This is a genomic window from Roseateles albus, assembly GCF_028595345.1.
GTDB classification, from domain to species: domain Bacteria; phylum Pseudomonadota; class Gammaproteobacteria; order Burkholderiales; family Burkholderiaceae_C; genus Paucibacter_A; species Paucibacter_A albus.
On record NZ_JAQQXT010000006.1, the window covers coordinates 49,685 to 74,872 of the forward strand.

General features: G+C 62.2%; 2 protein-coding genes (1 of these 2 running past the window's edge). Both read right to left on the bottom strand.

The window, feature by feature from the left end; all coding sequences use genetic code 11:
* A protein-coding gene (locus tag PRZ03_RS11090) for a DUF4347 domain-containing protein (protein ID WP_273600358.1) crosses the window boundary here: on the bottom strand, positions 1-23,792 show its 5' portion. It extends 21,724 nt beyond the left edge of the window; only the first 23,792 of its 45,516 coding nucleotides appear in the window; it begins with the start codon at positions 23,790-23,792; its stop codon lies beyond the left edge, outside the window.
* Positions 23,789-25,126 (bottom strand): TolC family outer membrane protein, encoded by a 1,338-nt coding sequence (locus PRZ03_RS11095; RefSeq protein ID WP_273600359.1) that lies wholly within the window; start codon positions 25,124-25,126, stop codon positions 23,789-23,791. The genes PRZ03_RS11090 and PRZ03_RS11095 overlap by 4 nt, the downstream gene beginning before the upstream one ends.
* Between the last annotated feature and the right edge of the window lie 62 nt (positions 25,127-25,188).

Here is a 25,188-nt window from a genome sequence, read left to right on the forward strand (position 1 = left end):
GCCATCACCAGGCTGTTGCTGGCGGCATCGATCAGCAGCTGCGGCAGATCGCTGAAACCGGGCGCGATGAAAGTGACACGCCATGGCGCGGCGGTGCTGCCATTGCCCTGCACATCGACGCTGCCTATGGCAGTCAAGGCCTCCAGCGCGGCCTTCAGGCTCGCAGCCGAGATGTTGTGAGCCAGCAGGGCGGTCTTTTCGCCGCCAAAGTCGAGCCGGAATTGACCACCGACGGCGTCGCCGACCGTGATCTCTTGCACCTCGTTGGCGGCCAATCGGCCCTGGGTGACGGTGGTGATCACGCCGCTGCCGGACAGCGCGGCAATATTGATCACGTCGTTGCCGCCGCCGGCATCGAGCGTGGCGGCATTGCCGGCGCTGTTGTCGATGAAGAAATTGTCGGCGCCCTGGCCCAGGGTGACTTGCACATGCTCCAGGCCGTAATACGTCATGGGTCGGCCGGCGGGCGAGAAGCCCGTCAAACTGTCGGCTGTCAAATGCGCGCTGATGGCATTGGTATTGCCGCTGTCATTGATGATCAGCTGGTCAAAGAAGCCGGCGAAGCTGCTCGACAGCGGGCTGTTGGCCGTGGGCTTGCGCAAGGGCACAAACACGCTGTCGTAAACCGGGATGATCGATGGCCGGGCGGCGTTGCCATTGCCGCTGTCAACGGTGCGGTGCCCATAGCTGTCGAGATAGAGCTTCTCGCCGGCCCGGATGGCCTCCAGCGCTGCCTCGACCTGCGCGGCAGTCGCATTGAAGGCGATAGGCGCGGTCGTGTAGCCCTGGTAGTTGAGCGTGAAGCTGCCACCCAGCGCCGTGTTCGACAAGGTCTGGGCGGCCTGCGCATTCTGCAGCGTCGAGATGCGCAGATCGATCTCCCCGGTCGGGCCGGCCAGCAACTGCGGCAGGTTTTCGAAGGAGGGCTCAATGAAAGTGATTTCCCAGGCAGAGTTGCCATCGTTCGGGCTGCTGCTCAAGCGACCATTGCCGGTCACCGTGACCTTGCCTATGGAACTCAAGGCCTCCAGCGCCGCCTTCAAGGTCTCGGCCGAGGCGTTGTAGGGGATCAGGCTGGTTTCCTCACCGCGGAAGAGCAGCGAGAACTTGCCCGTATTGGCCGTGGTCGAGATGCGCTGAACTTCGCGGGTAGCGCCGACATTGGCCAATTTCAGGTTGCGCGAGTCGGCCGTCACGGTGCCGGGATCGGACGAGAAGTTGATCACCCATGGGCTGGCCGCCGTCCCCGAGCCGGTGACGTTGACGCCAGAGCGGAAGGCCGAGCTTGGGATCAGCTGATCGCTCAGGCCCGGCCCGGTCCAATTGGCCAGCAGCGTCGCGATCCCGCCGTTCTCGAACATGCGGATTTCGAAACTGTGCACGCCGGCCTGCAGATTGGCGCGCTGCACACTGACCCGCGTCGCATCGGCGTGCAAGCCGTCGTTGTCGAGAATCTGCAGGCCGTCCAGATAGAGGACCGAGCCATCATCGCTGGTGGTAGCGAAGCTGTAGGTGCCGGTGACCGGGATGAAGATAGAGCCGGTCAAGCGCACGCCGAAATAGTCGGCAGCGCCGCCCGGCCATTGCGGGAACACGCCGCCGGTGGCCAGGAAGTTCACATTGTCGACCCGGGTCGTGAAGCTCGGCGCCGCGTTGAAATTGACATCGCTCAGCCGGCCAATGGGGCGGCCGACATTGAAGAACTCCGCCTTCAAGCCCGCCTGTGCCGGGATGACATTGGCCGCTTCGATCGCCGCCTGCACCTGTGCGGCCGTGGCTTTGTAAGGGATCGCGGCGGTGGTGGTCCCGTTGATCGTCAGGGTGAAGCTGCCGTCGCTGGCACTTTGGTAAACCTGCTTGATGGTCTTGTCGGCGCCGCTGCTGACGTTCACACCGGCCAGGCCTTGTGAATTGACCGTCAAGTCACCCAGGCCCAAACCGCCGGCAGCGGGGAAGAGCAGCGACCATTGATTGCCCGCCCCCTTGCTGACGCTCACATCGCCCATGCTGGTCTTGACCTCTTCATGGAAGTCCACCAACACGATTTGTCCGGTCAGCGGGTCCAGCTTGGCCACATTGACCCAAACCTCGGCACCGTTCTTCTGGACGATAGGCACCTTGATGACTTGGCTGCCGACCTTGCGGAACACCATCGGCGAGTTGTCCACCAACTGCTTGAGCTGCGGGTCAAGCTCGTCATACAGCACGGTCTTGATTTCATCTTTGATGCTGCGGTCACCCTCGGTGATCAGCTTGTCCTCGATGAACTGCACGCGCTGCTTGCTGTCCGTCACATTGACAGTGTCATTGCCCGAGCCGCCGAGGATGCGCGTTTCGCCATTGACGGCCTGCACATTGATCGTGTCATTGCCGCCGCCGGCCACCAAGGTGGTGTTTCCGCCGACCGTGGCCTGGAAGGTGAAGGTGTCGGACTTGTTGTCACCCGCGCCGTCAAAGCCCAGGCGGATATCCATGTTCTCGACGTTCTGTATCAGCACGCCGGCAAAGACCGTGCCATCAATCGCGGTGCCACCTCTCAAGCCCAGGCCTTGCAGGCTCAGGTAGTCGCGTGACACCGGCTGGCCGGTGGCGTCATAGCGCTGGCGATACTCGGTCACCTTGACCGGAATGCGGCCATGGGCCAAGGCATGCTGCAGTTGCACCGCCCCGATGGCGCCGCCCGAAACGCGGGTGATGATGATGCTATTGCCCGAGGCAACGGCGACCAGATTGACATCGTCATCGATCGCCTTGGCCAGGAAGCGCGCCACCGTTTCCAGCGAGGTCTGGCCCGCAGCCACCCAGTAGTTGAAGGCCTTGGTCGTTGCCGAGCCACCGTCCGTGATGAGCAGACCCCAGAAGTCCTGCGTGCTGACGTCACCGCTGAGCGTCACCGTCCAGCGGGTTTTGCCGTTAGCTTCCGTCACGGTGCCCGCTTTGGGCAGCAAGGCTTCGGCCACGGTGCTGGCCAGACGTTTGATGGCGTCAGCGCCGCTCTTGCCGCTGATGATCAGCTTGCTGCCGGAGGCCTCGGCCGCGTACTGGGCACTGGCGTTGATGCGATTGGCCAGTTGGCGAGCCACCGTTTCCAGCGTGTCCAGCGCCGTGGCGGTGTAGGGGCCGAAGCTATGGCTATAGCCATTGACCTCGTTGCTGTCCGCGTCGAGCAGCACGGTGTACACCTGGCCGGCCAGCACCGTGCCGCTCAGATTGATGGTGCTGCGCGTCGCTTCGCGCGTGACCGTGCCGCCGTCGAACAAGGCGCGGCCACTGCCGTCAAAGGCTTGAATGCGCTCGCCGTCCCTGATCTGAATCGTCTCGCGGCCCAACGAGCCGCTGCTGACCGTGCCGTCCTCGTTATGCACATAGATCAGATCACCGCTGGTCTCATTCTCGGTGCCGCCGTCTATCACCAGGCGCCCCAAGATATTGGCCACCGTGTAGTTCGGGCTTGACTTGAGCGCGAAGGTGGGCGGGTCTACTTCGATCACATCGGGCGTGATCAGGCGCGCCTCGGGCAAGACTGGCAGGCTCACGCCATAGCGGATTTCAGGCAGGGCGTAGGTGATGTCCACCACCGGATCCCACCAGCCCCAGTAGAAGCGGCTGTTGTACTTCTGGACGCTGCTCACAATCATCTGTTCGATGACGTTTTGCAGACTGTCGTGGCTGATCAGACGGAAGGTCGGGTCCTTGCGGCGCTCGGCCTCGTACCAGGCCTGCAGCTCATCAATCGCCCGGCTGCGCGCCCAGGCCGCAATCGAGGCATCGCTGCCCCAGACGGTGTCCCACCAATTGAGTCGCATTTGGCGCGTTTGTGCGGGCAGCACCTTGATCGACTCGACCATGACGGCAGGGTCTTGCACCACGATCGGTGGTGGCTGATATTTGAAGGCCGGCGGGTCAAACACCTGAGCGGGCGCCTCGCCCCCCAGATGAATGATGTCGTCATTGCTGCCGCCGCGGATAGTGATTTCCAGGTCGGCCGGCGTGCTCAGGACGAAGAACTCATCCTTGCCGCCGCCGCCGTTGATCTCAAGACGCTCGATGAAAGAGAAGTAGACGATGCGGCCCGCGCCGGACACATAGTGATCGGTGATTACAAACTGGTCAGCGATCGGCGTGCCATTGATGACCAGGGTGTCGGTGCCGTAACCGCCATTGATGAACACCGGCGCGTTCTGCAGGTACTCGTAGCGGTTCGATCCCTTGCCGCCGAACAAGGTCGTCAGGTTGCTGATTTCGTCGGGCTTGTTCGGGTTTTTCTTCAGCACCAGGAAGGTGTTGATGATGAAGGTGTCGTCATGGTCACCGCCGGCCAGGAACAGCGAAGCCGTGTTGTGATTGACCTCGAACTTATCGTCCTGCGTGTTACCGAACACATAGAGCTCAAAGCTATTGCCATTGCTCATGTTCTGGGTGTCAGCGACCGGCACACCATCGGGGTACTCGATGTTCCGATTGCCCTCGTCCGGAATCTGCGGCACGGTGCCGATGGCGATGCTGTCATCGCCGCGGCCCATTTCGATCACGCTGACGACGGCGGTGTCATCGACCAGGATGGTGTCATTGCCGTCCAAGGTGCGCAGAGTCATGCGCTCAAGGCCGCCAAACAAGACCGTATCGCGCAGCGGGTTAGGGCTGCGGATGGCGTTCTGCAGGCCGCGCGCCACATCCAGCAATTGATCCTTCAACTTGGCGGTGTAGCTGAAGCTCTGGCCATTGATCGCCACGGTCCAGACCGAACCCACCGCCACGGCACCGGTCAGGCGCAGCCGAGCGCCGCCGCTGCCGTCGCTGGTGCTCAGCACCGCACCGCTGCCGCTCAACAAGCTCATCGTCACCGGCGCCGTCGAATTGCGGTTGGTAACCGTCAGGAAGGCCTTGTCGCGCACACCGGCGCTATTGGGCACGCTGCTGGTCACCTCGGCATTGAAGGGCTTGGCCGGATCGAAACGATCACCCAGCACCAGGCTGCCCAGCTCGGCACCGGCCCGGTTGATGTAGACCTTGTCATCACCCTGGGTGCCGAACACATAGAGCTCGTCATAACCCTCGGTACCGCCGGAGTCGGCAATGGTCACCATGCCGCCGCTGCGGCCCGTGAGGTTGACGATGTAGTACTCGGACAGGCTGCTGCCGCCCAGACGTGCCGTGCGATTGTCCAACGTCGCGCTGCCTGTCCAAGGCGTGACATTGAGGGTCTCACCCAGAGCCGATCCTGGCGTGAAAACAGTGCCGTCCAGATCGCCGACCACCAGCAGATTGTTGCTGTCGCCGCCACTCAGGCGGGCGTTCTCGAACAGGCTGCGCCCGCCCTCCAGCAGCGATTCGATCTCCAAGGGGATGGCGGTCTCGGTACCGGTCTGGGCGCGCGCAGCACGGTAATGATCGCCGCTGTCACGAAGCCCCGGCATTTGGGGGTCTGGGTCGCCGAGGAAGTCGACGTTGAAGGGGTTGCCCTTGGACCCATCGGTCTTGTAAAAGTCGCCGCCAGCATCGCCAACGATGCGGCCGACGACGAAATAATTGCCGAACAGCGACATATCCCAGTCGCGCTGTTCGATCAAGGTGTCATTGCCGCCCGCATCCAGGAACCGGTCGACCCCGGGCCCGCCGGTGACTTCATCATTGCCCAGGCCGCTGTTCAAGACATCGTTGAAGTCGGAGCCGATCAGGCGGTCATTGCCGGCACCACCGACCAGCGTCAAAGCGGCCAGGTCACGCACGACGGCACTGGCATCCAAGACGTCATTGCCGCCAAGGCCGGACAGTGCATCCGCCGAATCCGCATAAATCGTCAAGCTGTCCAGCGGCCCGCTCACCGTGCCACGCTTGGCGTTCTTGAAGTCGTAGCTGAGCAAATAGCTGCTATTGCCCGAGATCTTGCGGGTCGCGCTGAGGGTGTCAAAACTGTGGCCGGCGCGGTCGACTTCACTGCTGGTGGTAACCGTGAACCAATCGTCAAGATTGGCATTGCCGTAGATGAAGACCCGGTCGGCCTCGGCGTCATTCTTCGGCAGGCCGTCGCTGTCCAGATTGCTGACCTTGACCTGTGTGGTCTCGGGCACCAGATAGCTGCGGCCCACCGAGGCGGTGAAGTCCGGCAGCGCGCCGACGCGCACGATCACAAGATCGTTGCCGACCTGGGTCGCTTGGAAGGCCGCATGGGCATCGATGCTGGCGGCCAGGCCGGCGGCGATCACTTCCAGGGTGTCACCTTCGAGTACCGTGTAGCTGAAAGTTGCGTCATCCAGCTTGATCGACCAGCTATCACCTGCCACCGGCGCGGCATTGCCTGTCAAATTGAAAGTGCGCTGCTGCCAGTTGCTGACCGTCAGCAGGTCATTGCTCAACTCGGCCTTGTAGGACACTCCGCCAGCCAGGCGATTGGCCACCATGATGCCGGCCGACGCCTCATTGCGGGCGTTGATTTGGTCCCGCAAGCTCGCTGCGACGCCGCTCAGCGTATCTCCCGTCTTGCTGGTGTACTTGTAGTCCCCGCCGCCCAAGGTCAGCGTCCAGACATCACCGGCCTTCACTTGCTCGCTGGTGGCCACCACGCCGTTCTGATCGGCGTCCAGGCCCAAATTGACCACCGCCGTCAGCAGACGCTGCTCAAAAGGCGTCTCGCTCACCGCCCAGGACCCGGAGGCCGCGTTTTTACCGTCGGGCGCAAAAGCACTGGTTGCCGCATCAAAGGCGAGCCCCCCGACGCGACGCTTGATCTCTATGCCCTGCGCCGTGCCGCCATTGGTCAGCACATCCACCAGCACAGCGCTGTAGTCCGCACTGGCATTGATCATGGCCGCCAAGCGCCCGGCGATGCTGGCCAGCGTGTCACCTGCCTGCGCCACCGTCTCGAACGGTGCAGCGACGCCACCGAGCGTGACCCGCCAGATATCGCCGGCCGCCACATTGCCGGTTGGGGTCAGCACCGACTTCTGCTCGATTCGCTCGCTGCTGCTGCCCGCCACCACGCCAGCAAACAGGCGCGTGCTGCCGTCGGCGCCGCGTGCGGCCACCATCACATAGTCAGGTCGGTTGCCGGCCTGCACGGTGGTTTGATTGCCGCTCGCATCGAGGAATAGCGGGTTAGCAGCGGCGTCGGTTTTCTGGACCGACCGCGTCTCGGTCAGCTCGCCCGAGGCCACCCCGAGATCGGTCGTGATCTTGCTGACGCCACTGGGCTGCAAATCGCCGACGATCAAGGTGTCGGCGCCGGCCAGCAAGTCGATAGACAAATACTCCAGGCTGGTGCCGGTCAAGGTGGACGTCTGCGAGCCAATCGTGATGGCACTCGTGACACCGGCTGCGCTGCGCGTTAGCGTCTCCACGGCGCCACTGACCGGGCGCGTCTTGCTGATGCTGGTGCTGGCGTTGGTGAAGGACTGCAGTTGCACCGTGTCGGCGCCGTCGCTGGTGGAAAGACTCAGGCCGTCATTGCCTTCGTCGCCGCTGACGAAGGCATCGATGCCGTCCGAACCCAGCTCGATACCTTTGAGGTCTTTGTTGACGCCGGCCCATTTGAAGGTGTCGTCGCCCGAGCCGCCCAAGAGCACATCGGCGCCCAGGCCGCCGATGATCAAGTCGTCACCCGCACCGCCCAAGATGACGTCATCGCCCGCTTCGCCTTGCAGGCGGTCATTGCCGCTGCCGCCATCGAGCCAGTCATTGCCCTCACCGCCACTGACCAGGTCTTGGCCCGCCCCGGCAAAGATCTCATCATTGCCGGCGCCGCCAATGATGCGATCGCCATGCTTGGCGGCCACGTCATCGGACTCGTCGCCGCCGTAGATCAGGTCATTGCCATCGCCACCAACAATGAAATCATCTCCGGCATCGCCGAAAAGGATGTCATTGCCGGCGCCGCCGTCAATCTTGTCGTTACCGCTGCCGCCATGGATCTCATCGGCCGCGCCGCCGCCGATCAGAATGTCGTCATCGTCATCGCCGAACACGCGCACCGCACCGGCACCGCGCTGGGTGAAGCTGTCCTTGCCGGCGCCGCCATGGAACTCGATCGCGGCCAGCACGCCCTTCTCGACCATCAGCTCGTCATCGCCCAATCCCCCGTTGCCGACCACCTTGGTCACGCCCACATAGCGCTCGGTGTAGTTCAGGTATTTGACCGTGGTGACCTCGGTCACGCCGTCGGCCGCCAATTCGCGACCGATGGTGAACTTCTCGTCCCCGTCCTCGCCCCATTCGGAACCACGCTGGCCGGCGCGATTGCCCATATTGAGCGTCAACACCCCATCGCTGACGGTCTTGTAATAGACCTCATTGACGCCCTTGGCTGGGTCCGCCGGGCGATAGATCACATTGCTGTTCGTGACCTTGCTTTGGTCCACCAAGGTGGGCGGCGTATGGCCGTGGCAAACCAGATTGAAGTCGAACAGCGTGGCGTGGAAGAGGCTGAAGGTCTCGTCGAAGATGGTGATCTTGAAGAAACCCGCATCAATGCCTATCCACAAGAAGGCATCCAAGCCTATGGTCAGCGCGCCCTTCATGTCGAACAGGCACAGCGGCCCGTCTTCCAAGCGGTTGATGATTTCACCGAAACGCAGCTTGCCGTCGCCCCATTCCTCGCCCGCCTGCTGGAAATGCCAGGGGTGATTTGGGTCCGGGCCGACCGCCGGGTTGTCGTTCAGATCGAACGAGATATTCATCGTGATATTGCCGTCGACCCCGGCTTCCACCAAGCCGCCCAAGCCCAGCGAGGCGCCGGCAAAGATGCTGGCCGACAGCGTCACCTCGGGCATGTCCACGCCGCCGACGATATGGTCATCAAGGAAGAAGCCATTGGCGGCCAAATAGGCGTGGCCGAAGTCGAAGTCCAGACCATCACCGTCCGAGGTGCTCAGATCCCAGCCCTTGCGCCACTCATTGATGCCGTGGGTATCAAAGCCAAAACTGAAGTTGGTCGATGCCTTCACCGCGCCGCCGAAGCGCGCATTCAGCCCCGGGAAGATCGGGAAGGACTTGATGTATTCAAACTCCAGCTCCAGCTTGGGCAGGTCATAAATGAACAGCGTCACGTCCTTGCCGGTCAAGAGCCCGAAGGCCTGCGTCGGGTCGGTCAGCAGCGGGAAGCGGAAGGCGCCGTCGGTGGTGCCTATCTTCTTGGTGACGTTATTGGCCTTCTGGTTCGAGGTTTCGGTCGGCTTGCTGGGCGGCGCGCTGACCACTGGAGTGGAATTCTTGGCCGCGCCCGGTGTGCGCATATCGCCGCCGACCTCGAAGGTGCCGAAGCTGATCAGAATCGGGCCGGGGTTGGCGTCGACGAATTCATCCACCGTTTTGATGAAGGCCAGCACATCGGCAATCGCCTTGACCGCCTTGGCCACCGGCGCGTACTTGGTCTGGCCCATCACCATGCTGCCCAGGCCGAGCAGATTGGCCTCATTCGGCTTGGCACCCAGCGCCGTCAGCAAGGGGATAGGCGTGGTCAGCAGCTCCACCACTGGGTCCAGCGGCTTCAGCGCATCGCGCACCTTGCCGATCAAGGGCCGGATGAATTCGCTGATGAATTGACCCAAATCCAGCTGCACGTTCTCGAACGAGATCACCGGCGCGCCGCCAAAGGTGGCCTTGTTCATGCCGGTGCCAATGGTCACATCGGCAAAGGTCTGGCTGTAATGGAATACCGTGTGCAGCTGCGGGAACTGCAGGCCTGCGATGGCCGGGATGCTGACCAGCGCTTCCAGGTCGACATCGGCCTTGGCCGTCAGATTCATATTGACGTCGACCTTCTCGGCCTTCATCACTTCCCACTTGCCGTCACCACCCGCATCCACCAGATCAATGCTGAAGCTGGCCGTCAGGGCGCTGGCCTCATGATCGGCTGCAAAGCTGCCCCACTTGCCGTCCACCAGCCCGCCGTCCGAGAGGAAGTCCTTGACCTGCAGTTGCAAGAAGCCCAGCGTCGCATCCAGCGCCGCCTTGCCGGCCGGCGGATTCACCAGGCTGGCGGTCAGGCTCAGCTTGAATTCGGCGTCACCAGCGGCCGAGCCCGAGGTATCAACATAGACCCCGCCTTTGTCGATACCCAAGCCCAGCGCGAACACATAGGAGAAGTCCAGCAGCACCTTGGCATCCATGGCCAGCTCGATGCCGGGCAGCGCGACGCCAAAGTCCACCGGCATTTCCTTGCGGAAAATGGTGCCCTTGAAGACGACGTTGAACTGCACATGCTTGGCGTCGGCCGTCAATTGAACCTGGTCGGCCGAGGTCAGCTGGGTGTATTGATATTGACCGTTAGCATCCAGACTCTCGATCATCAAGAGGTTGGGGCCCTTGCCATCAAAGCCGGGTCCGAGCTTGTCGAACAAGGCATCGCGGATCAGATCGATGGTGGACTTGCCCTCTTTATTGCCATCCTGCAGCGTCTTGCCCAAACCGTCGCTGTAGTTCAGGCCGACCTTGTTGCCGAGCAAATCGACCTTCAAGGTGTCGATGAAGCTGGTCGCGTCCTTCAAGGCATTGCCCACCATCGGCAAGCCGAGGTCCTGGAACATGCCGGCCAAGTTGTCCTTGAAGCCGAACATGCCCTCCAGGCCGGTCAGCAGGTTCTGGGGGTTATTGAGGATGGCGAAGAGGTCGAAGGACGAGGCGAAGTCGGGCAGCACGAATTGCATGCCGGTAAAGCCACCGTCCGAACTCAGGCCGGTGCCGATATGCAGCAAATTGTCGCCATAGCCGTCGCCGTCACGGTCTTGCGTGCTGCCGCCCATGGGCACGGTCGCGGTCGGGAAGAACAGCGGCAGATCGACCGCCACCGCGCCGGCCACCGAGAAGTCGAAATCACTCTTCTTCAGCTTGCTGATTTGATAACGGCCACTGCCATCGGATGCAGCGTCCAGGCCAAGATGCGCCTGCAGACTGACTTGTGCGCTACCGTCTATGGCAGAGAGCTTGAGGGCCGGCAGCGCGCCGCCGAAGTCGACACCGATGCTCAGGTCCAGATCATCGCCAACAGCGGCCAGTCCAAGCGTGATGCCGCTGTTGTCGAGCAGATAGATCGTGGGAGAAAAAATATCGCCCAGGTCGACCGTGATGCCCAGATCAAAGCGCGCAAAAGCATCCACGCTCAGGCTGCCGCCGGCGGCCGCGCTGAGTGCTCCGCCGCTGCCCAGCAGGGCCTTCAAGGCGGGGTCTTGGCCGGCCAGATCTTGCAAGTCCAGCGCGAAATTGACGCGCGCATCGGGCAGCAAATGCTTCTCGAACTGGAACTGCACCGTCAAGGCCGAGTCGGCGTAGTTCAGGCTGACGATACGCCCGGCCTCATAGGCGGCGACTTGGTCTCGCGCCAGCTTCAATTGCGCCAGCGGCAATGCGCGTTCGGCGATCACCGTGTTTGCAAGCACCAAATTGCTTGATCCACTGCCCAAGCCTCGGGCGCTCAGATCACTGCGGGCTGCGTCAAGGCTGAGCTTGCTGTCGCGCAGCAAATTCCGGTCAGCCTTGGCTGCCGCCAAGCTATCCGCATTGACCAGCGCAGTGGCAATCGATTCGTCGCTGGCCTCGCCATCAAGACCATGGCTTTCCAAACGACCCAAGGCGGCCAACAAGGCGACGTCGAAGCCGAACACCAGGTCTCGGTCCGCCCTGGCCCGCGCCAGCTCGCTTGTGTTGTCAAAGGCTGTGGCTATTTGCGCGTCGCTGGCGCTCTCGGAAAGACCTCGCGCCGCCAGGTAGTTGCGGGCAAAGTCGCGCGCGTCGGTGTCTGTATTGCTTTGTGCCGCGGCCGTCCTCAAGGACTTGGCAAATGCAATGGTTTCGCTATTGTCGAAAGCGGCGGCAATTTGTGCGTCGCTGCTGTCGCCGGCCAAGCCAAGCAGGCTCAAACGACTCACGCCGGCTTTGTAGCCCAAGTAGCTCGTGCTGCCACGCAAGGCATCACGATCGGCCTGCAAGGCCGTGAACAGCGCTGCGGCCCCGCCGACGGAGGGCAAGAGCGCCTTGGCCAGTTGTTCATCGCTGGACGTGCCGGCCAGCCCCAGCACAGCCATGCGGTCAAAGGCAGCGAGCAGGTCACGCTCGGCCGCCAGCGCGCTGTAAAGCGAATCAGTGGCGGCAAGCGCAAGCGCCAGTTGCTCATCACTGGATTCCCCGCTCAGGCCGAAGGAGACATTGGCCAGCGCTTGCAAGGCGGCCTTGACGCTTGCTTTGGAACCCAGCCCAAGGTTCAAACCGAGCGCCGAAGCCAGCGCGAAGTTGAGGTCCAGCTCCATGGACTGCATATCGGACAAGGCCAGCTGCACCGCCTTGATCGCGCCCTGCATGTCCTTGATCACATCACCGCCGGTCGAGCCCAACAGCTCCAACACCGACTTGTTGATGATGGGCAGCTTGGTGTTGCCGACCGAGCCATTGGTCAGCGCATCCAAAGCCTTGGCGATGCCACTGAGCACCGCGTCCAAGGAGACGCCCTTGCCCTCAATCGACCCACTCAGGCCTTGGCCCTTGACATACTGAGCAATGCTGCCGAAGAAGCCGGCCAGCTTGCTGCCGAGCAGCATCTCGCCGGGGCCAAGCGCGCCAGCGATGCGGCCCGACTCAGGCGCCAGACCATTCACCTGCCCGCGCAAGGCCATGGGCAGATCGACCCGGTAACTGGAGTCTCGGTCAAACGCCGCACCGCCCCAGTCACCGGCCAATACTCCGCCCGGCAGCGTCTGCAAGCCGCCACCGGTAAGCCAGCTCACACCAGCATCCAGCTGAATCGAGCCCTGCTCGACGCCCATGCCCAGCGAGCCCAGACGTACCGCGAGTTGGAATTTCTCCGCCGAGTTCAGGCCCACCCGGGCGGCCAAGCGCGGATCGATCACCGTGAAGTCGCCGTTCTTGTCGAGCCCAAAAGTGAAGCTCAGCGTGACCTTGCCGTCCAAGGTCACCGCCTTTGAAGGCGTCGCACCCGGCATTGCTGCCAAGCCGATTTGCTGGCCCAGGCTGTCATCGCTGAAGTCCAGATTCACGCTCTTGCTGTAAGTCTTGAGCTGAATCGAAGCGCTGATGCTGAAGCCTTCGGCGGAACCCGAAACCGACATACCCGGCAAGGCCAGAATATCGGCGAGGCTGACCTCGGCCTTGGACGCAAACAAGTCCTGCAGCGGTTTGAGCACGGTCGATTGCAGCGCGGCGTCGATTTGACCGGGCGTCAAGCCCCATACATCGCTGAGCGTTTCGCTGACAAAGGGCAGGGCATTGGCGGCCGCAGCAACCTCACTCAGCTTGCCCGCAATGCTGCCTGCGGCCCAGGTCTTGAACTGGCCCAGGCCGGCGATGATTTTGGCCTGATCATTGGCAGCCACGGCCAAGGCCTGGCCACCTGTCGCATGACCCAAGGCGATACCGACGACTTCTGCTGCCGAGATGGAGGTCCGGCTGCCGACGGCCAATTGCTCGCTCATCAAGGCTTCGGCATTGCCCGCATGGGCCAGCCCCAGCGCGTGGCCAATCTCATGCATCAAGACCGACAACAGGTCATAACGGCCAAAAGCCTGGCTGCCCGTTTCGGCGCGCAGCATGCTGCCGGGCCCTGCGATATTGAATTCACTGTCCGAGCCGGGCGTGATGTCAACGAACCAGCCGTTGCCGGCCGCGTCGGCATCGATCTGAATCCGTCCTTTGCCGGTCTGCGCCAGCGCCAAACCGTCCAGATCGGCAATCGTGAACACCAGGCTGTCGAGATAAGCGGCCACCTGCGCGTCGTTGCCACTTGCTGCCAGCCAGCGGCCAACGGCTTCATTGCGCAAGGCAGTGATGTCCGCCTGGCGCAAGGTCGTGACCGGTGTCAGACCCAGCCCGGCCTGTGTCGCCAACACCGGACCGGCCGTCGTGCTCGGAATCGCAGACGCAACCTTGTTGATCCGCTGCTCCCAGCCATCGAAGCTGCCCACCACCGTCAGGCGGTTGAATTTACTGGTGTCGGTCTTGCCGTTCGCGTCCGTGCCAAAGGCCAAAAATACCTTGAAGGTATCGGTCTCGCTGGCCACCATCTCATCCACGGTCACGCCGGCTTTTGCCGTCGTCAACAGATTGTCAAAAGCGGCCTTGAGAGCGGCGTCTGCCTGCACCTGCTTGACCGTGTAGACCCGGGTCGTGACCGCGTTGAAATCAATCCCCAACTCACCGTCCTGGGTCAGCAACAAATCGTCGCCCCAGTTGTTCGCGATCACCACACCGGCGCTGCCGATCAGCAGGTCATTGCCTTTGCCGCCGCCAATCTTCTCAATGTTCTTCAGCGCCGAGACGGCGCTGGTGTGCTGCAGGCCGGAGTCATTGATGAGCAGCGCCACCTGCTCGCCTTTGCCATCAAAAGTAATGGTCCAAGGCGTGCGTGACCTGCCGTCCTTGCCGCCCCCTGTGACGGTCACCGCGACGTCAATATCTTTCAGCGCCTTCTGCAGATCGGCGGCCGTCGCATCAAAGGCCAAGACGGCGCTGGTTTTGCCACCTGCGCTGATGCTGAAGTCACCATCAACTGCGTGGTTGATCAAGGTTTGAACGGCTTGCTCGGTGGCGCTGCCCTTGGCGGTGACCTTGAGTTCGCTCCACGGGTCACTGAAGCTATCCTCGACCGTGAGATCACGCACATTCAAGCTGCCAGGGCCTGTGAATACGATGATCCAAGGGTTTTTTTCCGTGCCTTCGCCGGTCACAGTGACAATGACGGACTCGCCCAAGAAGTCAAAACTCGAGCTCTCCAGCGCGGCCTTGATTTGTTGAGCACTCGCGTTGAATGGCAATGCCACCGAGCGTTTGACAGGTTCAGCGGAGCTGTCCGGGTCACTAAAGTTATCGGTGAGTCCAATCGCGAATTTGAAGGTACCGCCATCCGCGTTGTTCCAAAGCTTGATGGTCTCGTTGACGTTTCGGCCGCCCCGCTCATTGTTCACCACCGCCACGGACCCATTGACCATGGCCTTAGCGTTGATCGTGAAATCGGGTACCGCCACACCATCGGTGTAACGGGTGTCTGGATTGTTGCGCCCAATCCAACCGCCTTTGTCCCTGGCATTGAATTGAATCGACCAAGTACCGTCGGCTTCGTTCTCAACGACGAAACGCAAGCCGGACCAAGCCTGCCCCGGCGCATTGATCAAGGGCAGAATTGCGGCTCTGAATTCCTGAGCGCTGGCGTCATAGGGGATCGCGACGCTCTCTACCCCGCCGAGGCTGAGCTTGAAGCTGCCGCCCAAGCTGCCGGTGGCGGGATCGGCGGGCGAGACCGTGACGGTCTGCTTGGCCAGTGACAGGCGCGCACCGTCTGTTGTCTCCAGCGTGGTCTGGGCGATTTGCAGGCCGGTGTCGGCCGTGACCAGCTGGGGCAAATCCCCCAGGCTCTTGTCAAACTTGATGACCCAGGGCTCAGCAGCCGTGCCCTTGCCTGTGACCTCTACCACCTTGCCTTCGAAGCCTTCCAAGGCCTCCAGGCTGGCTTTAAGGTCGGCTGCACTGGCGTTCCACTGCAGGCCCGCTGTGGCCTGATCACCCAAGTTGATCCTGAAATTCCCGCTCAGTGCGTTGTTCCAGAGCTTTTGCACCTCGCCCACCGCCACTGCGCCTTGCACGCGGGTGCTGATCGACAGGCTGCCACCGCTGAGTTTGGCGGACAGGCTGCTCAGTTCGCCCACCTCGCCGGCATCCAGGAAGTTGATCAACCAGGGATCATCTTTCTTGCCGGTGCCGGTGACCACGGTCGTGCCGGTCGAGAAGGTCTTCAAGGCCTCGCCGAGATCGGCCGCGCTGATATCGAAGGCCAGTTCGGCCGTCTTTTGCGCGCCCAATTGCAGGCTGAATGTTCCGCCCGTTGCGCCGTTCAGCGAGACGACCTGGACCTCATGTTTGGCGGCTTGGCCCTGCTGGGTGGTGTAGAAATAGCTGCGCGAACCGCCGGCCCAGACCCGGCCGCTGTTCATATCGATCGAAGCGGCCTCACTGCCATTGCTGGAAATATAGGTGTCGTCTCCAAGACCGCCATCAATGGTGTCGCTGCCGCCACCGCCGGTAAAGGCGTTGTCGGCGCCACTGCCCTTCAAGTTGTCGTCATAGGCCGTGCCGACCACGTCACCGCCGCCGGCAACACCGGTCTTGTGGCCGGTCAAACTGCCGAAGAAGTCGTTCAAGCCCGGCATCAAGCGATTGCCCAGCACCGATTGCGCCGAGCCAAAGCTCCAGACATGCGGCACCAGATCCCCGAATAGCGTCGCGAACACGCCAGGGGCGCGGGCAAACATATCCCAGTAGCCACCGGCGCCGAAGTCGACCGTCACGCCCTTGTTGCCGCCAGCCGGTGTCACATTGCTGCCTGCGAAGTAGGGGGCATAGTCGAGCACGACGGTGCCGCCCCCAATGCTGCCCTGCAAGCGCGCGCCATTGACAAAGTGGACGGTGTTTTTGCCGCTGCCGCCGACCAAGTTCTCGATGTCGTTGGCGATCACAAAATTGCCGGCCAGATCAAGGTCGATATTGGGATCGATGGACCGCAGATCCGACACCGTCGAGGCGGCCCAGAGCTTGCCGATATTGAGGCCGCCCAACCAGGCCGGCGGCAATTTATTGCCCAGCTGACTGATCACGCCGTCGGTCACAAACACCAGATTGGTGCCCACCTCGATCACGCTGCTGGGTCGGGTAAAGCCACCATCGGCGCCCGCTTTGCCCTCCATCGCCTGGAAGGCGCTGGTGACAAAGCCCAGATTGGCGGTGGTGACTTCTAACACCCAGAAGTCAAGATCCTGGCTGACCCCTGAGAAGTCCAGCGTGTCGTAGAACTCTGGTGCAGACACCCCGCCAATGCTGATGTCCGGCACCTCGATGACCGCAGCGGCACCCCACAAGGTGGTGTCGAATTTATAAGTATCCGAGCCCGTCATGCCGGCCATCACGTGCACACCCAATGCTTGGGTAATGCCGGTGGCTTCGACGACTTTGTTCACAACCGTCGAGAAGATATTGCTGCCTGGTACCTCCGGCAAGATCGAGCTGCCTTCGATGGTGAAGGTGTCGGAGCCGAACTCGATATTCGAGGCATCGAAACTGGGTCGCCCATTGGCCCAGCCCAAGCCGGTATTGAGGTTGCTGCCGATCAACAACTGTGCCCCGGCGCCCACCGTCACATTGTGGATATCCTGCAGGGACGCACTGCTCAGGCCGTCGGCGCGCGGCGCAAGACTGCTGAACTTGTTCTCCAAATTGAAGGTGCCGCCCAGATTGACGAAATTGGCCGTGAGCGGGTTCTGATTGACCAGCTTCAGCGTGTTGACCACCTGTAGCGGCGGCACATCCAGCGTGATCAGGCCACTCAAGGCGGCCACATTGAGCGCGACTTCCTTAGGATTTCTCAGCCCTGATCCGGCCACCAATTGCCCGGTGAACTTGGCATCGTCGGCAAACGAGAAAGTGTTTTGATCCCGCCCACCGAAGACCAGCGTGTTCTCGCCCACATCGCTGAAGACGATTTTGTTGAAGTCCTGGTCACCCGGCATGAAGCTGTCGAGGAAGCTTGCGATCGTGTCGGTGAGCAGGTCGCCCAGCACCGCCTGCATCTTCTCCTTCAGCGTCAAGATGATGGTGTTGGCCGGCTCGCCCGGATCGGGCGGCAAAGCCTTGCCGTTGCGGTCCAGGAAGCGGCCGCGCTCGTCCAGTAAGTCGAAAATCTTGCTCGGGCCAGGCAGATTGGGCAAGATCTTGGCGCTGCGCCATACCGTCAGATTGGTGCCGCCGGCACTGTTCTTGCCGAACTCGAAAGTCAACTCTTTGTCGACAGCGCGGAAGTCCAGCACCAATTGCTTGCCGTTATTGACGGTCGCGCTGGTGTCGATGCGCAGCTCCTGATTGCGGCTCTTGAAGCCGGTCAGAAAATCGGGCTCATTGGCCCCCAGCATATTCAGCAAACCCCAATCGTTGCCGAACACAAAGCGGTTGTCGAGATTGCCGGTGACTATCTCCTGGATGTACTTCAGCCCTTGCTCAAGCGTCGTGACTTCATCCAGCGGCGTGCTGCTACCGGCCTTGACCGTGACCTTGCCGTTTGAGAAATTGACGCCGCTCAGCGCATCCTGCTCGGTGCTGAGCTGATAGCTAGCACCTTTGGCAAACACGCCCGACTGCAAGCTGCCGCCGCTCAGCACATGAGTCATGCCGGTAGCTGTGTCGGCACTGCCGGTCAACGCTGCCCCGGTGGCCAGCGCCGAGAAATCAATGATGTTCTGGTTCGGAGCTGCACCCAAGGAGCCGCTCTGTTTGACCTCAGCAATCTCATCCTTGCCAAAGCCCGGCTTGAACAAATAACGGTCACCGCCGGCGCCACCGATCAGCTTGTCATCACCGGCGGCGCCGTCAAGAATGTCATTGCCGGCCAAACCGCTGATTTCGTTCTTGCCCGTATTGCCGGTCAAGATGTCATTGCCGCTGCGGCCTGCCAAGGCCTCATCTGCAGAGCCAAGCAGTTCTCTGATCTTGGCGCCGCTGACGGTGCGCGTGTCAACTTCGGTCACCGGGCCGTAAACCAGGCTAGCGCTCTTGATGGTGAGCTTGTCCAGCGCCGGTGCCGCCGGCAGGCTCAGCTTTGCAAAGCCGCTGACACCGCCGCTGGCAAGGGTCAAAGCGCTGCTATGGACCCGCAGCCCGCTGTCAGCGCCTAGCCGCAACAGACCAAACACCAGGGGTTGCGCGGCCGTGGCAGCGGGTGCGCCGGCAAGTGGCGAAAATGTGACCTTCCATTGCTGCTTGCCCGCTAACACCGTGGAGGCCACGGCGACAGTCAACTTGCCCTTGATGGACTTGAGCTTGGCCAACTCCGCTTGAATCGTCAGAGCGGTTGTCGCGGGGTTTACATCAAGCGTAATGGCTGCCGTCAGTTCACCGCCATAAGACAGACGCAAACTGCCTTCGGTTTTTTCGTCTAAGGTAATCGTCTGCTGATTGCGGAACTTATGTTGAGCAAGGTCATCGGCCGCCGCTATCTCCACGGCACCGCCGACGATTCGCAGCCCAGCAGAGGCGTCCGCCGGCAGCGTGAGCTTGACATCCGCGTAAGGCTTCAAAAAGCTCAGCACCCAGGGATCGTCGACCGAGCCTGTGCCGATCACCAGCACATTGGGTTCTGCCCCCAATTTGGCCTTCAGTGCTGCAGCCAAGTCCTGCGCCTTGGCATCAAAAGCAATCTCACCCGTCTCGACGAGGGTGGCGCTGCCCTCTTGCAGCGCTAACTTGAAATTGCCGCTCACTGCGTTGCTGTAGAGGCGATAGCTGGTGGCTTGGGGTGCCACGCCGGCTGTCGTTCGGCTCAAAGTGATGGGCGCTTTGAGCAGGTCGGCAGTGGCAGTGTCAAATTCAACCGTTCTGCCGCTCTTGGTATACACCCGCCATGGGTCCAGCGCCGTGCCGCTGCCCGCCACATTGACAATCTCGGCGCCACCATTGCTCAAGGCCTTGAGCGCATCTTCGACATTGTTGGCCGACGCTGTCAGGCTGAGAGCGGTGCTCACTTGCCCACCTGCCCCCCCTAAACGGAGTTTGAAACTGCCGCTGCTGGCGTCGGTCCACAGGCTGGTGACATTGCGGCTGCTGTCCACCAACAGCTTGGTGGTGCCGGCCACGCCGGGCAGGGCCTTTTTCAGACTATGAGCCGGCGTTGCCGTTGTTGCTGCGACGGTGAAATGCGGCAGCGGCGCGGTCCCGCCCACCGGCGTTGCCGCCGCTGCTTTGAAGCTAATCTTCCAAGGGTCGGCCTTCGTCCCCTTGCCGGTGACGGACTGCACATAGGCGTCAACATCGGCGGCAGTGCCCAAGGCCGTCTTGAGCGCGCTGGCCGAGATATTCCAGGCCAGATCGGCGGTACTGCCTGCCGGGCCGAATGAGGTCGAGCCGAGCTTGAAGGTACCTGCGGTGCCCTCATGCCAGATGCTCACCACATCGAGCCCGCCAATGGTGGAGGCCGTGATGGTCGGCGCCGCAGCGGCCATCAACAGACCTTCACCATCCGCCACAATGGCCGGCGGCACTCGCGGATGCTCAAGGTCGAGATTGAACTTGATGGTGAATGGGCCAGTGGCGGAGCCCGCCGTGACCTGAGGTGCCGCGACGAGCGGCAGCTTCAGCGCCGCAAGGGCCGCCTGTATAACGGCGGCACCAGCATCAAAGGCGATAGCTTGGGTCGTGGCGCCACCCATCGCCAGCTTGTAGCTGCCACCCGTAGCGCCGGCCGGCAACTGCAGCGTCCACTCTTCAGCGGTGGCGGCGTTGCCCGTATTCAAAGGCGTCAGCGTCAGTTCGGCCTTGCGTGTGACAGCGACTCCAGTGGCATTGAAACTGGCCACATGGTCTTTGAACTTGGCGTAGTCAAAAACACTCTTGCCACGGCTCGCGTCCAGGGTGCCCGGCAGGAAGGCGCTGGCATCGTCCAGCACATAGGTATTCACCCCCTGCCCGCCGGTCAAGTTCGTGACGTTGTAAACAGTCAGCTTGTGGCTGCCATCGCTGACCACCACCTTGTTCGCAGCGGCTGGGTGCAAGGCATCGGGCCCTGACAGGGTGATGGTGATGGCCGAGGTCATCAAGGCCAGATCCAAGGTGTTGATCGCCTGCGCCGGTCCGTCAATCAACAGGTCCTGCGCCCATGTGTCCTTGACCGCAATTCTGTTGCTGCCCTGACCCAGCAACACGACTTCGATGTTGTCTGCGCTGTCGATCTTGTTCGGGGTTGCTGCTGCATCGCTGACTTCAACCGCACTCGCCCCAACGCTGACCGTCAAGCCTTGAGTAACGGCAGACAAATCCAGCGTGTCCTTGCCCCCCGCTGCGGTTTCGGTGACGGTGTCTTGGCCCCAAGCGTCGGCAAAGACATAACGGTCATCGCCCACGCCTCCGGTCAAGCCATCATTGCCGGCAGCGCCAGTCAGGGTGTCATTACCTGCGCCGCCGGTGATGGTGTCGGCCGCCAAACCGCCGGTCAGTTTGTCATCGCCTTTGCCGCCGCTGAGGGTCGAGGCCGCTGCGGCAAGCCCAACGATCACATCGTCTTTGCCGCCGGCTATCACATGGGCAAACCCGGTGATGCCATCTACTGCGCCGCCGTAGATCATCGAGGCCTTCTTGGCCGCCAGGTCCACTGCTGCTACCGCACCGTAAGCGCTGGAGAAGAATGCGTCCGGGGTGGCGCCGCCCAGATCCAGGGTGTTCACCCCAGCCCCGCCCGTCAATTTGCCCTTCAGAGTCGCGCCTTTTTCAAAGGTGACTCGGTTATTGCCGGCCCCCAGCAAGATGTTCTCGATGCTGGACAGCGTCAACATCGTTGTGGCGGTGGCCGAGCCCTTTCGGACGATCACATCGCCATTTTTCCTGATCGTGATGAAGGCGTTATCGGCGGCCGCCCAACTGGTGAGATCCAAGGTATCGCTGCGGCCAGCCGCCGTCGAACTCTTGATGAATTCGATGCCGGCGATACCGCCGCCGCTCGCGCTCTTGACAGTGTTGGCGGCGGGGGCAGCAGCATCCTTGACTTCAATCTTGAGATCTGCGTCGACCGTAAAAGTCAAAGCGCTGCCAGTGATCCGTGTGAAATCCAGCGTATCGATGCCACCGCTGTCGGTCAGCTTGTCTTGCCCGAATCCGTTGGCGAATCGATAGCTGTCATTACCCAGCTTCCCAAGCAACTCGTCTATTCCAGTGCCGCTGACCAAGGTGTCATTTCTGTCCGAGCCGGTCAATTTGCTGCCGGTGGGATCGGCGGCAATAAGGCCGCCGCTAGAGGGTGCGACTTTGTCAACAAGCAGTCCGGTGTAGTCGGCTTGGCTGCTCAGCGGCGTCAGCCCTTTGGCCTGCACATCCCCGAACACAAACTCCAGATTCCAGTCGCCGCCGCGTGCGGCCGCGCCGGTGTCATTGATCGAGGCCGCCACATCGGCTCGGGTCAGCTGGGCCAGCTTTTGCACGAACTGGCCGCCCGGGTCACCGGCGCCGATGCGACAGCCATAGAGCAGGATGTCGGCATCGTCGGACAGCGCGCGGTCCCAGCTGGCGAGCTGGCTGGCATAGGCGTCGAGCCCGGCGCGGTCCAGATCGGCGGTACCCAGGCCCAGCAAGGCCACCGAGCCATGGCTCAGCAGATGAACGGCGCTGATGGAATGATCGGCCGCTTGGGCGAGGATGTCGGTGATTTGCTGCACACCGTCATCGCCGCTGTCGAGCAGGATGACTTCGGTATTGCCGTCGGCTTGCGTGCCAGGCTTGGCGCCTGGGCCGTAGAGCGAGTCGAGCAGGCCTTGATAGTCTTCCAGACCGTCTTCAACAAACACCAGGACCTTGGGCTGAATCGGCGCTACGGAGGGGTCTGACAGCACAAAGTCATAACTACCAAGTCCCACAGATCCGGGCTGCAAAAAGGCCGCCTGAATCGTGCCGGTCTGCAACTCCAGTTGCCAATCGCCGCCCAAGCGGCTGGCCCCGGTCAGGTCATCGGACGCCGCCACATCGGCGCCGACCAGATCGCCCAGCTTGTGCACGAACTGGATGCCGGCTTCGCCTTCGGCAACGTCGCAGCCGTAAAGCAGCAGATCGGCGCCGGGCGCCATGGCGGAGCGCCAGCCGCGCAGGCGCTCCGCCATGGTGTCGAGGCGCTTGCCGTCCAGCGTGCGGCTGCCCAGGCGCAGCGCGCCGCTGCTGCCGTGGCTGAGCACGTGCACGGCGCTGAGGCCCTGGTAGGCGGCCAGCAATTGGCCGATCTGTTGCACGCCATCCCAGCTGGGGTCCAGCACGACGACCAGCGTGTCAGCCGGAGCGGCGGCCGTTGAGGGCGCGGCACTCACAGGTGCAGCCGTTCCAGCGGACTGCGCCACCGCTTCGGCTGCTTGGGAGGGTGACGCGGCATGCCCGGCGCCGAACAAATCGCTCAGCAGGCTTTGATAGTTAGCCAGCGATGGGTCGACAAAGACGATCTGCTTGGGCGCGGGCTGAGTGGCCACATAGGCCGCCAGCGACAAACGCGCGGCCTCGGTAGAGAACTGGCCCTGGCTCAGCGTGCCGGCGATGATGGGCGCATGCTCTTCCACAAAGCGGTTGCCGCCCTGACCTTGCAGCAGTGCGACCGGGCCGCTGATGTGCAGCTGCGGTGCGGAAGTGTCCAAGCCTGCGGCATCAGCCTCACCGCCGGTCACCGTGAGGCTGCCATCGGCATGGGTGGTGTAGAGCAGGTCTTGACGCAGGGCCGAGAGGTCCAGGGTGTCGGCGCCACGCCCGGCCACGATCTCCAGGCCAGCGGCGGGCAAAGCGCCACTGAAATGGAAGAGGTCGTCCCCGGCGCCGCCGATCAGCTTGGCGACATGGGCGGCGCGGGCTTGGTTGACACCGTCAGAAACGCTGACCGAGCCGTCGACGCCGATCTCAAAGCGCAGCTTGGCGGTGACGGCGGAAAAGTCGAGGGTCAGGCCTTGCCCGCCGGTGTTCTGGTCAAGCTCGGCCTGGCCCCAGCCGTCCACAAAGCGCAGCGGCGCCTGCACCGCATCGGGTCCGGCCTGGAATTGCTGCGCCAAAGAGCCCATCACATGGCCGGCCGCTTCGCCCGCCCCTGCGCCGAATTCCAAGGGCGCCGACAAGGCAAACGCGTCCTGTTGCTGCTGCGGTGGTATCACCGGCAATTCGGCCGACAACAAGACGCGCGGCTCCAGAGCCTCGAACACCGGCTTGCGCCGGGCGGTCTGGGCTGATTTGCTGCGGAACGGGGCCTTCAGGGCCTGCGTTACCGCGCTCACCAGCGTGCGCTTGTTGAAGGGCGTATTGCTCATTGCAAGGCTTCGCTCACCTCACTCAAATGCTGCTCGGACAAAGTGCCTGCGGCCTGCGCCAGCTTGAGCCGGTTCAGCAGGTATTCATAGCGGGCCTGCGCATGGTCGCGCTTGGCGGCGTAGAGGTCTCGCTGAGCATCCAATACCGGCAGCAAGGTGAACAAGCCCGAGCGTTGGCCCTGTTCCTTGGCCCCGAGCGCTCCTTGCTGCGCCAACACGGCCTGGCCCAGCGCCTTGACCAAGGTGGTGCCGCTGACCGTGCTGTCGAAGGCCGCGCGGGCCTGACGCTCGACGGCGCGCCGCTCCTGCTCCAGCTCTTCCTGAGATTTTTGATGCCGCAGCGCCGCTTCCTTGGTGACGGCGGTGGTCAAGCCCCCCTCAAAGATCGGCACCGTCAAACGCACGCCAAACTCGGTGGTGCGCACATTGCTGCCGCCGCCATACAAGGTGCTGCCGCTGTCCTTGAGGTTTTGCGAAACGACCATATTGACGCTGGGGAAATGCCCAGCACGCTGGCGCTCGATTTCTTGACGGGCGATCTCCACGCCTTCGCGGCGCGCTTGCAGGCTGAGGTTTTGCTCGGCCGATATCTGCAACCAGGGCTCCACCTCGGCGGGCTCCGGCAGCGTCAAGGCAAAATCTTCGCGCAAGGTCTGCAACTGTTCGGTCGGCTGACCGGTGATCTCGCGCAAGCCTTGCTTGGCGTCAGCGAGCTTGTTGCGCGCCTCGATCTCACGCGCCACCGTCAAGGCATGGCGGGCGGTTGCGTCGTGCAAATTGGTGATGGTGCCCAAGCCCATCTTGAGCTTTTCTTGCGCCAATTCCAGTGCGCGGGCCACGGCCTCGCGCTCCGCCTTGGCAAAAGCCACCGCGTCATTGGCGGCAAGGACGAGCAAATAAGCGGCCGCCGTTCGCACCATCAGATCTTGCTCGGCCGCGAGCAAAACATAACCCGCTTGTTTGACAGAAGATTTCGCCTGCTCAAAGCGACGCAACACATCCACACGGAACAGCGGTTGCGTGATCGACAGCGTCTGATTGGTGGTGGGGAAGGTGGTCATGCCAGCACCGAAAATCGGGTTCTCGCTGCTGATGATCTTCTGGCGCGTACTGGTGCGCTCCAGGTCAAACTTGGCCGAAGGCAAAAACCCGGCAAATGCTTGATCGGTCAAGGTGCCGACAGCCTGGGTGTTGAACTCCACGGCCTTGTAGCGGGGGTCAGACACACGCGCCGAGCGGTAACTATCGAGCAGGGTTTGAGCGCTGGCGCCACCGGCCAATGCCAGCAATGCCGCGGCCATCATGCCAAGCGGAGCGGTTTTGAGGCCCCTCATTCGCTGCTTGTTCAGACTGCGTGAGCAGTTGGCCACACACTGGCTATGCACCAGGTCCAAAG

Bases quoted from the DNA above. Each gene is read 5' to 3' on its own strand.
- PRZ03_RS11095 (WP_273600359.1), bottom strand. From the start codon at position 25,126: ATGAGGGGCCTCAAAACCGCTCCGCTTGGCATGATGGCCGCGGCATTG.